Here is a 12,884-nt window from a genome sequence, read left to right on the forward strand (position 1 = left end):
CCGCCGCGATCGTAACCCCCAAGGCGGCGGATATTCGCCGCTGGCATTCCCCCCGGGACCAGCGGCCATTCTTTTCGCCTCGCCGGCGGCCGTGTCGGGCGGATGCGACGGCGATTGCGGGCGCGCGGACGCGGCCCGCGGCCGGCGACGAGTTTCGCCGGCGCCGATGAGTGGAGGCAAGATGCGAAGCGGTAACGAGTCCGAGCCCGTCGGCTCGGGCAGGCAGGATCACCAGGGCAGCAGCCGGTGGATCGCGCTGTCCGACGCCGAATGGGCGCGAGTGGCCCAGGTCGTCGCGCAAGTCAGCGCCAAGAGCGACAGCGAGCGGGCGCAGGCGCGCAGGTTCGTGGATGCGGCGCTGTCGGTGATGATCGGAAACTGCGTCTGGAGCCGGCTGCCGGCGGAACGGTTCGGCGATTGGCGGGTGGCTTACAACCGCAACGAACGCTGGATCGAGCGCGGCGTGTGGACGGTGTTGGCGAACAGCGGGGTGATGACCGAGGCGTGGTCGCTGCGGATCGCGCGCTGCGTCGAACACCGGGTTCGCGAAAAGCGCTTCCGCGCCAAGCGCGGACGGCGCGGGTCTGTCGCCGGCAGCGTGCGCGCGACGGACCTCGAGGAGGGGCCGGCCGATGTCGGCGCCGGGCGATGAGCGCGCATCGCCCGGCACGCCGCGGCGCGCGCCGCCCACGCGCAACGGTCGGGCTAGAACTGGCGCTGTACCGAGAACGTGCAATAACGCCCGGCCACATCGGCATCGACGACGCTGTAGCCGCGGCCGTTGAAGTCGGCGTTGGCCGGCGCGCGATCGGCGATGTTGTCCATGTTCAACGCCAGCACCCAGCCGCGAAAGCCGGCATAGGCGACGTCGATGCCGGACAAGGTCGAACTGGGCACGCGGCGTTGTTGGTCTATCTGCGTTTCGACCAGGAACGTAGCGGTTTTGGCCGGGACCAATACGGTGCTGCTGCCGCTATGGCGCAGATTGAACGTCACCGTCCAGTCGTCGCGCTTCCAGCGCAGGCTCCCGGTGAGCGCGAGTTTGGGCACGCCGGCGACAAGCACGTCGGCATCCGTCTCGCCGCGCCGTTGCCGTCGTCTGAGCAGATCTTGGTAGTGGCCGGCCAGCCGGGCGGTGAAACTGCCCCAGGACGCGCTGTCGAAACCGCTTTGGACATCCAGCTGCCAGCCGCCGGCTTCGGTCGAGCCGATGTTGTCGAAGTAACGATCGACGCCGGTCACATAGCCTTGTTTGTCTTTCACCAGCGCTTCGGGATAGTCCGCCAGCGAGGCGATCGGATCGACTTCCAGAATCTCGTTGCGGCGACGGATGCGATAGCGGTCCAGCGCCACGCTGAGGCGGCGCGACGGCGTCCAGGTCAGGCCGAAGTTGCGGCTGCTCGAGGTTTCCGGGCGCAGTTGCTCGTTCACGCGCACGCCCAACCAGACCAGGCATCTGTTCTCGCGCTCGAAAGGCAGGCGGCAAGGCGCTGGAAGCTCGCTCAACGGCAGCAAGGCGTAACCGCGCGAACCGGGATGGATGAGCGGTTCGCGCAATTCGGCCAATGCCGGCGCGCGAAATCCCTTGCCGAAGGAACTACGAAGCACCAACGCCGGCCACGGCTGCCAGCGCATTCCGAGCATCGGCGAGGCCTCGCGTTCGTAGCCGCTGCTGCGGTCCAGCCGCCACGCCGCATTCGCCCACAGATTCTTGCGCAACGGCATGTCGATTTCGGCGAATACCGAGGCGATGTCCCGCGACAGATCGCTGGCGCGGAAGTTGTGGGCCAGGGCGACGTTGCCGTTGATCAGCGCCGAGTCCGGGGCGCTGTGGGCGTGTTCGTGGCGGGCCTCGAAGCCGGCCGCCATCCGCGCCGAACCGCTGGCAAGCGCGAACAGATCGGTTTCGACATTGCCCGACAGCGCGTAGATGCTCATGCCGCCATCCAGGCCGATCCGCGGCGACAGCGAATCGAGCACCTCGCGGGAGTTGCGGTCGATGCCGTTGAACCGATAGCTGCGCTTTTCGATGATCTTGTCGATGGCGTCCAATCCGATCAGCCCGTCGATCCGATTGCCGACCCGGTTGCGGCCGAACGACGCGTCGAGGGTCCACTCCAGCGCCGGCCGGCTGCCGCGCAAGCCGATGGCGTAATCCTGAGCGTGGGTATCGATTCTGTTGCGGACAGGACCCACGTCGTAAAACCAGTAACTCAACAGATGCTCGCCGGTGGGTTCGAAGCTGGGGCCGGTGGCGTCGGGATGATCGGGCGGCAGTTGCATCACGCCGTGGCTGGGCGCGGCGCTCATGTTCAGTTCGGTGCGGGTGTTGCGCACCTGCGCGTAGAACTCGGTGTGCGCGCTCAAGGAATGGCGGTAGAACGCGTACAGCGCGTTGCTGCGCAGCCCGGGCTGCAAACTGGTCCAGCGGCTGCTGTCGAAGCCGCAGTCCATGCCGCCGGGGGTGGTGTCGTCGATGCTGGCGCAGGCCGGAACCAACTCGGCGCGGTCGATGTTTTCCACAAAGCCGAACGGCACGCGATGGTCCGCGCCGCCGTAACGGCGTTGGTTCATCGAACTCCAGGATCGCTGGCGGCCGAGCAGGGCGGAGCGGTCGAAGCGTTCCAGGCCCAGATGCAGTTGGCCGCGGCTCGCGATCGGCACGCCCCAACTGGCGGATTGGCGCTGGGTTTCGCCGTCGCCGTGCGAGGACACGCCGTAACTCATGCCCACTTCACCGCCGAGGTAGTCTTTCTTGAGAATGACGTTGACCACGCCGGCCATCGCATCGGCGCCGTAAATCGCCGAGGCGCCGCCGCGAACGATCTCGATCCGATCGACCATGCTCAGCGGAATGCCGTTGAGATCGGCCAGGCCGCCCAGCGCGGAGGAGACCAGGCCGTAACTGGCCACGCGCCGACCGTCGACCAGGAACAACGTCGCCCGCGGTCCGAGCGAGTACAGGCTGGTCGATGCCGCGGCCGCCACCGGCACCTGGCTGGCGCCCTGTTCGGTGGCCACATCGAACGGGTGATGTCCGGCCATGCCGGGCAAATGGCGCAGCACGTCGAACAGGGTCTGGTAGCCGCTGGCGCGAATCTGCTCTTGGTCGATCACCGTGGTGGGCAAGGCGCTTTCCAGTTGCGCGCGCCCGATCCGGCTGCCGGTGACGTGGATCGGGTCCAGCTCGAACGGCGTCGTCGCCGGATTGCGATCGCCGGCCGGGGTTTTGCCGACGCGCGTCTTGGCGGCGGGGCGCGGCGCGGGCGTCAGCAGAAAGACGCCGGGACTGACCGCCACCGCGGCCAGGCCGCTGCCGCTCAGCAACTGCGCCAGGCCGCTGCGCGCGTCGGCGGCGCCGCTGAGTCCGGCGGTGCGCAGGCCGGCGACCTGGGCCGGCGTGTACATGATCTGCAAGCGGTAGTGCAGCGCGAATGCGGTCAGTGCGGCGTCCAGTTCGCCGGGCGCGAGACGGTAACCATCGCCGGAAGCCTCCGCGCCGATCGCTTCGCCTGCTGGAGCAATCCAGAGCGCTCCGACGATGGCAACGGCAAGGACGCGGATGAACGGGTGCATGCGGTGTCTGTCGCGAGTGAAGGCGTGCGGGCTGTGAACACGCTTGGTTTGCCGATTATGGCATCTCGCGCGCGTGCGGCGGGAGCCGCGGGATCGGTCCGGATGCGGGTCGATCGTTCATCGCGTTCAGACATGAACCATGCATGCCAAAGCAGCGATTTGTTTGCCGTGGGCGCGTGCGTGGGCGCGCCGTTTTTTTGCGATGGCGCATGGCCGCGCGCGGATTGCGCGGCGCAGGCCGCTGTCTGAGCTCGCACCGGCCGCCGCGCGACATCGCTGGTACGCGGTGTGACTGCCGAAGCGGGCATGGGCCGCGATCGGGGTAGGGGGTTCGGCGAATGGATCAAGAACGGGAGGACGCGATGCAATCGATTCAGACCGTCGAAAGACCTCTGGCCGGAACGCCGGTATCGGTCAGCGACGATCAATGGGCGGCGATCCGAGCGCTGGCGAATCGGTGGGTTCCGTTGCGGGCCGGCCGCGATGAGATCGATCGCCGGTTCGTCGAGGCCGCGCTGTCGGTGATGGTCGGCGATTGCCACTGGGTGTTGCTGGCCGAGGACCGGTTCGGCAACTGGCGGGTGAACTGGGCGCGCAACGCGCGCTGGGTGGAACTGGGGGTGTGGTCGCGGGTGGCCGCGGGCGGCGTGTTGAATGAGGATGCGGCGCGCCGGGTGCTCGATTACGTCGAGCGGCACCGCCGCAAGAAACGCCGGCGCGCGGCGCGCAGGGTCGAATGGATCCTGCATGAGGATCGTTGAATACGATCTTGGATTTGCGGCGGCCATCGCGCCGACGCCTGCGCTGCGCAGAATCGATTCGCGGGCGCGCATCGAATCCTTGCCCGCGCTTTCGACGCTGAGGCGCCGCGCCCTCGCACTGTGAAGGTTTGTTCGCAAAGTGTGAGTTTGTTCGAAGCTGTGCCGCAGGTCCGCAATGGGCCTGGCCGGACTATCGGCTTCCTTCTCCCGGCAATGGCATCAAGCAAGCGCAGCCGCGCGTGCGCGGCGGCCGAATCGATGCGCTCCCACAGCCGCGAAGCAGGCGCCAATCCGCGCAAAAACGTCCGGACGGCCTGGATTCGTTGCTGTCCTGCGCGGCGCCCGCGCCAGCGGCATGTTGCGCCATCGCAACAGCGACGCCGGAAACTGTGCGCGGGTTGGTGGATCGAGGGGTCGGAAACGACAGCCTGACGACAGGTTGTCGTTACCGATGTCACCGCGGGTATGCCCTATGTTGACGACGCGACGGCATGCGTTTTTAAGTGGTTGCCAACAGCCCGGCAGCAGCGCTCAGGCGCGCCGGGCTCCAGGCACTCTCCACTTAACGAGGCGGTCATGACGGACATCAGAAGTGCCAACGATGCGGTACGCGTGCTGTGGCAGCAGTTCGATACCATCGACGGCGCCAAGCAAGGCGTCAACGACGTCGCCGCGCAGGCCAAGCAAGACGCCCTGCTGGAAGCGATCAAGCAACACCAGGACGGCAAGATCAGCCACGAGGATCTGCGCGCGGTCGCCGGCGACAGCCGTTTCAGCGCCGAGCAGCGCGAAGCCGCGCAGTACTTGCTGGACAACCGCGACACCCTCGACGCCATCGACGGCGCCGACCGCGGCGGCGACACCGATCAGATCATCGGCCGCGAGGCGGCGGTGGCCTTCATAGGCCAGCACCGCGACGGCCTGCCGTACGACGTGACCGCCGCCGCCGACGCCGCGGATCTGCTCAAGGTCGGCGCGCGTTCGGGCCAGACCGACGACTACGATGCGCGCCTGACCGCGTTCGCCGACAAGCTGCAGGGCCTGCCCGAAGCCGACCGCGGCGCGCTGATGCGCGAGGTGTTGCGCCAGGACGAAGGCGCGCCGAAATCGTGGCTGGAAAGCAGCCGCCTGGACAAGCTCAAGGGCGATGAAATCACCCCCGAGGCCCACCGCACGGTCAGCGACGCCTTCGCCGCCACGCCGCAGGGCGTGAAGCAGTTCGTCGAAGGCACCGTCACCAAGGACGTCGACAAATACACCAAGCACGCCGAAGAGCTGAACTGGCTGATCGCCAACGAAGGCCCGGCGATGACGCCGCAGCAGTTGCAGAAGGCCATCGACGATTTCAGCAAGGACAAGGGTCCGGAATGGACCGGCAAGCTGGAGGAATATCAGGGCAAGGCCGCCGAACACGGCCGCGAGATCCTGCAGCGCCTGGGCCAGGACGACATCGGCAAGCTCAGCCCCGAAGAGAAGCAGGAGCTGCTCGACACTCTTGGTGAAGACAACCCGCAGGCGCAGACCGCGGTCGCCCTGGCGCTCGGCGAGAACGGCGGCGCGACCCAGGCCGAGATCAACGAGGCGATGGGCTTCTTCGACGGCGTCAAGGTCACCGGCAGCTCGGCCGACTTCGCCGGCAAGCTCGGCCAGAGTTATCTGAGCAATGTGCAGAAGGTGATCCAGGAGGTCGATCCCAACCAGCCGCAGACCATCCGCGACGCGCAGGCCGAGATCGGGAAATTCCGCGACTCCAACTACGCCAAGGCGATGGGGTTGCCGGCCGACAAGTTCGACAGCGTGCTCGATACCCTGGCGCGGACCTTGCCCGAAAGCGGCAACCGCATTTCGGTCACCGAGATGAGCAACCGCCTGGAAGCCTTCGGCACCCAGGTCGATGAGCTCAGCCGCACCAGCACCAACGCCGGCGCCGTGCAAGGCATTCGCTTGCTCGGTCTGAGCGCGGGCGCGATCGGCATGTATCAATCGGGCAGCGAACTGCTGGCCGATCCGGACCCGGAAAAGGCGATGCGCGGGCTGGCCGATCTGGTCGGTCTGTCCAGCGGCACCACCGAAGCGCTGGTCAGCGCCGGCGCGTTGGCGCCGGAAAGCAAGTTGGCCACGACCTTGGGCAATCCGGTGTTGGGCAAGGTGCTCGGCGGCGCCGGTCTGGTGTTCGGCGGCGTGGATCTGTATCGCAACATCCGCGACGGCGACGCCAGCCAGGCGACCCTGACCGGGATCGGCCTGGCCGGCGCCGCGCTGGCCACCTTCGGCACCACCGCCTGGGCCGGACCGGTCGGCGTCGCGGTCGGCGCGTTGGCGGCGATCGGCAGCATCGGCTTGAATCAGTGGCGGCGCGTGGACGCTTCCAACGAACACATGAATTCGACGTCGAAGGAATTCCTGCAACACGCCGGATTGAAGGAAGACGTGGCCGGCGCCTTGGTCGACCAAAGCGGCGAGGGCCACAGCCCGGTGCCGTTCCTGTTCGAATTCGCCGCCAGCCGCGATCTGACTCCGCAGCAAACGGTGCAATGGCTCAACGGCCTGAGCAAGGGCGATCTGGAATCGATCCGCGACCGCGCCCACGAGGCGCTGGACAAGGCCGGCGGCGATCTGAACAAGTTCGAAGGCAAGACCGATCAGGACAAGGTCGATTTCCTGAATTCGTTCGCGCGGATGCGCGAAGGCGGCAACCCGATGGTCAACGACGACGGTGCCGACTTCCGCGTCGGCCGCAGCAGCCGCGAAGTCGTCGCCGGCACCTGGGATGAGTTCGCGGCCTTGTTGCAGGCCAAGGGCCGGCCGTTGCCGAGCGCGGGCTGATCGCATCGACCCGCCGCGAATGCGGACGCGCATTGCGTTCGCATTCGCATGCGCGCCGCGGTCGCGGCGCGCGGATCAACGATCCAGGTAACGCACCTCGTAGGCGGCCAGCGCAACCTGCTTGCCGATCACCGCGACGTTCTGCGCCCGGTCGGTCTGATTGATCAGCGCCACGCAGCGGGCGCTGGCGTACGCGGCGACATCGGCGCTGGATACGCGGGTCGTATACAACAGCGCGCCGGGCGCGAAGCAGCGGCGGAACTCGCGCACGCTGGCGGCGAACGGGAACGGCGTGCCGCCGCTGCCGTCTTCCAGCAACGTATCGCGCCAGGTGCTTTCCTGATTGCCGCCGGGCGCGCGCGCGGCGTTGCCGTCCGGTGCCCAACGCAAGCTCACCGCGACATCCGGCGCCATCGTCAGCAGCGCCTTGCTCATCAACGCGTTCTGGTTCTTGTCGTTGAAATAGCCCGGCAAATAAGGCTTGTCGGCGAAGGTGTCGGTGACGTACCACTCCGCCCACCAGATCGGCAGGCTGCTGCGGTTGCGCAGCCAACGGTTGACGTCGGCGTAGTACTGCATCATCGCGAACGGGCTGGCCCGGGTCGGCACGGTTTCCTGTGAAGTGTTGTACAGGCCGCCGTCGACGGTCAGGAAATCGGCGCCGTGTTTGTTGGCGAGCCAATAGTCGATGGCGTCCAGCACCCGCTGATCGACATAGCCGTAAGGGCCGCGCAGTTCGGATTTATGGCCGACGTCGATCAGATTGAACGCGGTCACGCTGGTGTACGGGCCGCCGACCTTGATCGCCGGATTCACGCCCTTGAGCGCGGCGTAGACCAGGTTGTACAGGCGGGTATAACCCTCGTAATCCCAGCGGTTTTCGGCTTCGTTCCAGAAACCCTTGAACTCGTTCCAGACCTGATAGTGCTTGACCTGCGGGTAACGCAGCGCGACTTGCCGCGCCAGTTCGGCGAAATCGGCGAAGTGCTCGGGGATCGGCGCGTTGGTGAAGCGGCTCCAATCGGTCTGGCCGGCGGGATCGCCGCGCATCCAGTCCGGCGCGCAGCACAAGGTGATCACCGGTGTGCCGCCGGCGGCGCGGATCTGGGCGACGCGTTGGTCCAGCGTTTCCCAGCGGTAATCGCCGGGCGAGGGCTGCGGGTTGTCGGTGCCCCAGCCCATGAGGTGCACGTTCTTGTACGGATACAGCTGCTTGAGCAAGGCGGTGCCGCGCGCCAGCGCGTCCGGGTCGCCCCAATCGCGCAAACTGTTTTGCACCAGGGTGGCGCCGGGCGTCATTCGCACCTTGCCGTTCTGCGCGCCGATCTCCACCTGCACGGTGGCGGCGTGCGCGCTGGCGCAGGCGAGGGCGAAGGTCAGCAAGGCCGCGGCGCCGCGGCGCAGGCCGGACGACAGCGGCAAGGTCGGTTTGGATCGCATGGACGGTCTCTGCAAACGGAAAGGGCCTGCAGTGTGTTTTCGCCTCGGCCGCGCGGTTGTGCGCGCGTTGGCAGTGTGCGGCCGGCGCAGCGGTGCGGTTTTGTGCGAATGCGCAGTCGGTCGGAAAAGCCGGCGACAGCTTTTCGACAGAATCCGGTTGCGCGCGCGTGGCGCCAGGGGCTAGCGTGTGGCCGGTCCGCGCCGTGCGCGCGTCCGAGTCCCCGAGTCCGCCATGACCTCTCGCCGTCGTTTCCTGCAAAGCTCGCTGTTCGCCGCGGGCGCCGCCGCGTTGCCGTCGTTCGCCGCCGAATCGGCCTCAGCGGCCTCAGCGGCCGCGCCGCCGGCGCCCAAGGCTATCGAAGGTGCGCGGGTGGTGTCGACCTGGGACTTCGGCGTCGGCGCCAACCAGGCGGCGTGGCCGGTGTTGCAGGCCGGCGGTTCGGCCCTGGACGCGGTCGAGGCCGGCGCGCGCTGGGCCGAGGCCGATCTGTGCAACAGCACGGTCGGCCGCTGCGGCAATCCCGATCGCGACGGCGTGCTGACCCTGGACGCCAGCATCATGGACGGCGACGGCCGCTGCGGCGCGGTCGCCGCGCTGGAAGACATCGCCCATCCGGTGACGGTGGCGCGGCGGGTGATGGAGCGCACCCCGCACGTGTTGCTGGTCGGCGCCGGTGCGCAGCAGTTCGCGATCGAACAGGGTTTCAAGAAAGAGCCGCTGTTGACCGACAAGGCCCGCGCGGCCTGGAACGAATGGCGCAAGACCTCCAAGTACCAGCCGCAGATCAACGCCGAGCGGCTCGACAACGCCAAGCCCGGCGACAAATCCAATCACGACACCTTGGGCATTCTGGCCATCGACCGCAGCGGCAAACTGGCCGGCGCCTGCACCACCAGCGGCATGGCCTGGAAGCTGCACGGCCGAGTCGGCGACAGCCCGATCGTCGGCGCGGGGCTGTATGTCGACAACGAGGTGGGCGCCGCCACCGCTTCGGGCGTGGGCGAAGAAATGCTGCGCAATGCCGCCAGTTTCCTGGTGGTCGAACTGATGCGCCAAGGCCGCAGCCCGGACGAAGCCTGCCGCGAGGCGATCGACCGGCTGGTGCGCAAGCGGCCGCAGGCCAGCAAGACCTTGCAGGTGTGTTTCCTGGCGATCAACAAACACGGCGAAGTCGGCGCGCATGCGCTGCATCGCGGGTTCGTATACGCGGTATGCGATGCGAACAAGCGCGACGCCTTGCTCGATTCGCGTTCGGTCTACACGACCGAACAAACCTGAGTGCGGCGATGAGCGAAAAACTGCTGGAAATCTCGGCCAATTCCCTGGGTTCGGCGCTGGCCGCGCAGGCCGGCGGCGCCGACCGGGTGGAACTGTGCGAGAACCTGGGCGAGGGCGGCACCACGCCGTCGTACGGCACCCTGGCGGTCGCGCGCGATCGCCTGCGCATACCGCTGTACGTGTTGATCCGCCCGCGCGCCGGCGATTTTCTCTACGACCGCGACGAACTGGCGGCGATGCGCGCGGATGTCGAAGTGTGCGTGCGGCTGGGCTGCGACGGCGTGGTGATCGGCGCGCTGGATGCCGACGGCGATGTCGATGTCGCGCTGTGCCGGGAACTGATCGCGGCGGCCGGGTCGCTGGGCGTGACCTTCCATCGCGCCTTCGATGCCGCGCGCGACCAATCCGCGGCGCTGGAAGCGGCGATCGGCCTGGGCTGCGAACGCATCCTCACCTCCGGCGGCGCCGCCGACGCGTGGCAAGGCGCGGACCGGATCGCCGCGCTGGTGCGGCAAGCGGCCGGGCGGATCGAACTGATGGCCGGCGCGGGCGCGACCGCGCAGAACATCGCCGCGCTGGCGCAGCGCGCGCAAGTGCGCGAACTGCACGCCTCGGCCAAGCAAGCGCGGCTTTCGGCGATGCGCTATCGCAATCCGGAGCTGACGGGTTTGCCCGCGGACTGGATTCAGAGCGACGCCGACACGGTGCGGGCGTTGGTGCAGGCGCTGCGCGGCTGAGCCGAGCGCCGACGAATACCGAGCGTCCCCGCCGATACCGCCGCGGCCGCACCCCGACCGTTTGTCGCCGACCGGCGTCGCGCCGATCCGCGCCAAAACGTTTGACGGCCGCGGAAAAAACCAGAATCCTATAGCCATCACACCTGACGCCCCGCTTGGGGCCACCGTTCGATCATGGATGCATCGACGCCGCGCCGGATAGCGCGCACTGCCTGAACTCCCAGGCGCTCACACCCTTCGCCGCCACCACCGGCGGCTTGCTGCCAATCCTCTGCGTTCACTCGCTCAGCCCGGCCATGCCGTGCGCTGCGGCGGGTGTCGATTTCACCCGACGCGTCTGACGACGATCAATCCCATGCAAAACACTCCCGGCTGGACCCAAGACCGTTACATCACCCTGCACGACGACGACGACGCCCCGTTCGAGGGCGTGACCGAACTGCTGCGCCGCTGTATCGGCTTCGGCAAGGACAACGCGCGCGGCTGGGCGCGCCACATCGCGCGCAACGGCACTGCCCAACTCGGGCCGTGGGCGCCGGCCATCGCCGAATCGATTCGCGACGAAATGGTGCGGCTGGCGCCCGAATACGGCTGCCGCACGTTGCGCATCGTGCTGGAAGAGCAGACCCAAGCCGAGCCGCCGGCCAAGCCGAAACTGGCGCGCAAGGCGCATCACTTGCTCGGCGAATTGTTCGCCGCGTGGAGCACCGATGCGCTGGTGATCGTCAAGCGCGAGTTCCCCAACTACCTGCGCACCGATGTGCAGACCGCGGTGGATGCCTTGATGGCGGGCGCGCGCCGGGTCGGCGTGCATGCGCGCCACAGCTACGAAACCACCGACATGGCCACGCTGGTTGCCGAGCGCGACCAAGCCAAGCTGATCGGCGCGCTGCAATACGAAGACGTCGACATCGGCGAGGCGCGGCCGGCGCGATTGGCGACCAATTGCTTGTCGTTGCTCGACGATGAACGCACGCCGCTGGCGGTGTGGGTCAACCAGCGCTCGCCGTTCCACGGCGAATCCCAGCTCAGCGTGGAGATCATGGCGCCTCCCGGCGAAGAAGCCGCAGCCCGGACCAGCGCCATGCTCGAAGCGATCGAGGCCGCCGTCGCTCAGGGCCGCAGCTACCGCGGCAAGGTGTTGTCGCTGGAAAGCGGCGACAACTACCGCGGCACCGCCAACGGGCTGACCGTGCACTTCCGCACGCCGGTGGCCGAACACGAGCTGATCCTGCCGCAGCGGGTCAAACAGGCCTTGGACCGTCACGTCATCGGGTTCGCGGCGGAGCGCGATGCGTTGAAGGCGATGGGCCAATCCGGCCGCAAGGGGCTGTTGTTGTACGGCCCGCCCGGCACCGGCAAGACCCACACCATCCGCTACCTGGCCCAGCGTCTGCACGATCACACCACCTTTCTGGTCACCGCCGAGCAGATCGGCATGATCGGCGTGTATTTCCGGCTGGCGCGTTTGTTCGCGCCGTCGATCATCGTGATCGAGGACGCCGATCTGATCGCCCGTCAGCGCGACGACATGAACTCGGGTTGCGAGGAGGTCATGCTCAATCGCCTGTTGAACGAGATGGACGGTCTGCGCCCGGACACCGATGTGTTCGTGATCATGACCACCAACCGTCCGCAAACGCTGGAAGCGGCATTGGTCCAGCGTCCGGGCCGCATCGATCACGCGATCGAAGTGCCGGTGCCGGATGCCGATGGCCGCGCGCGATTGCTGCAGTTGTATTGCGGCGCCCTGAGCATCGACCCGCAGGCGCAGGCCGCGCTGATCGAACGCACCGACGGCGTCAGCGCTGCGTTCATCAAGGAGATTTCGCGACGCCTGGCCCAGCAATCGATCAGCGCCGGGCACGCCGGACGGATCGGGCCGGACGATCTGAAAACCGTGCTCGACGAAATGCTCAGCGAACACGACGGCTTGAACTTGCGTCTGCTCGGCGGCGCGACGGACGCGTTGTCCGATCCGGACGCGCGCTCCGGCGGCTGATCGAAGCCTGCGCGATGCGCCATCCAGGGCTGCGAAGAGCAGGTGGCCTCGCACCGGTGTCGTTCGCACGCCGGCCAGGCCATGGGCGGCAGCGGCGGCGCTCTGGCTGCCTGTCCGGGTAAACGCGGGCCCGGGCAGGTTTGTCGGCGCGGTTCGCGGGAACCGCGCTCGACGCCGGCCGCCGGGCCGAAACCGGCGGCCGCGCTGTGTTTTGGGGGGGGCGCCATGCGCTCGTGCGCTCACCCCGGCCGATGCGATGGCCG

Annotated in this window: 9 protein-coding genes; 7 read left to right on the forward strand and 2 right to left on the reverse strand. The window is 67.7% G+C overall.

Going from position 1 to position 12,884, the window contains the following annotated elements; genetic code table 11:
* On the forward strand, window positions 1–652 hold a 652-nt coding region (locus V7787_RS32465; RefSeq protein WP_336091480.1), incomplete at its 5' end, for a transposase.
* A 53-nt stretch (window positions 653–705) separates the two neighbouring features.
* Here the strand turns inward: V7787_RS32465 and V7787_RS32470 are convergent.
* Entirely contained in the window at window positions 706–3,576 is a 2,871-nt protein-coding gene (locus tag V7787_RS32470; protein WP_336091481.1) for a TonB-dependent receptor, read from the reverse strand.
* A gap of 362 nt (window positions 3,577–3,938) precedes the next feature.
* Here V7787_RS32470 and V7787_RS32475 point away from each other — a divergent pair, with 362 nt between their 5' ends.
* The 3 genes from V7787_RS32475 to V7787_RS32485 all read left to right on the forward strand — a co-directional run bounded on the left by V7787_RS32475 (window position 3,939) and on the right by V7787_RS32485 (window position 7,163).
* Window positions 3,939–4,337, forward strand: coding sequence for a transposase (locus V7787_RS32475; protein WP_336091482.1), 399 nt, complete (start codon window positions 3,939–3,941; stop codon window positions 4,335–4,337).
* On the forward strand, window positions 4,324–4,461 hold the full coding sequence (locus tag V7787_RS32480) for a hypothetical protein (RefSeq protein ID WP_336091484.1): 138 nt from the start codon (window positions 4,324–4,326) through the stop codon (window positions 4,459–4,461). Before V7787_RS32475 ends, V7787_RS32480 begins: the two co-directional genes overlap by 14 nt.
* Window positions 4,462–4,913: 452 nt before the next feature.
* Window positions 4,914–7,163 carry a hypothetical protein gene (locus tag V7787_RS32485; RefSeq protein ID WP_336091486.1) on the forward strand — a complete coding sequence of 750 codons (2,250 nt, stop codon included), beginning with the start codon at window positions 4,914–4,916 and terminating at the stop codon, window positions 7,161–7,163.
* A 75-nt stretch (window positions 7,164–7,238) separates the two neighbouring features.
* Here the strand turns inward: V7787_RS32485 and V7787_RS32490 are convergent, their stop codons facing one another.
* The gene (locus V7787_RS32490) at window positions 7,239–8,603 is read right to left on the reverse strand and encodes a hypothetical protein (RefSeq protein ID WP_336091487.1); all 1,365 of its coding nucleotides are present in this window, start codon (window positions 8,601–8,603) and stop codon (window positions 7,239–7,241) included.
* A 232-nt stretch (window positions 8,604–8,835) separates the two neighbouring features.
* Here V7787_RS32490 and V7787_RS32495 point away from each other — a divergent pair, with 232 nt between their 5' ends.
* From V7787_RS32495 to V7787_RS32505, 3 genes are all read left to right on the forward strand, one after another.
* A complete protein-coding gene (locus V7787_RS32495; protein WP_336091489.1) occupies window positions 8,836–9,882 on the forward strand; it encodes a N(4)-(beta-N-acetylglucosaminyl)-L-asparaginase in 1,047 nt (348 codons plus the stop codon).
* Window positions 9,883–9,890: 8 nt separating this feature from the next.
* The gene (locus tag V7787_RS32500; protein ID WP_336091491.1) at window positions 9,891–10,619 is read left to right on the forward strand and encodes a copper homeostasis protein CutC; all 729 of its coding nucleotides are present in this window, start codon (window positions 9,891–9,893) and stop codon (window positions 10,617–10,619) included.
* A 355-nt stretch (window positions 10,620–10,974) separates the two neighbouring features.
* Window positions 10,975–12,621 carry an AAA family ATPase gene (locus V7787_RS32505; RefSeq protein WP_336091492.1) on the forward strand — a complete coding sequence of 549 codons (1,647 nt, stop codon included), beginning with the start codon at window positions 10,975–10,977 and terminating at the stop codon, window positions 12,619–12,621.
* The last annotated feature ends 263 nt before the right edge of the window (window positions 12,622–12,884 follow it).

The organism is Pseudomonas sp. CGJS7 (assembly GCF_036961695.1).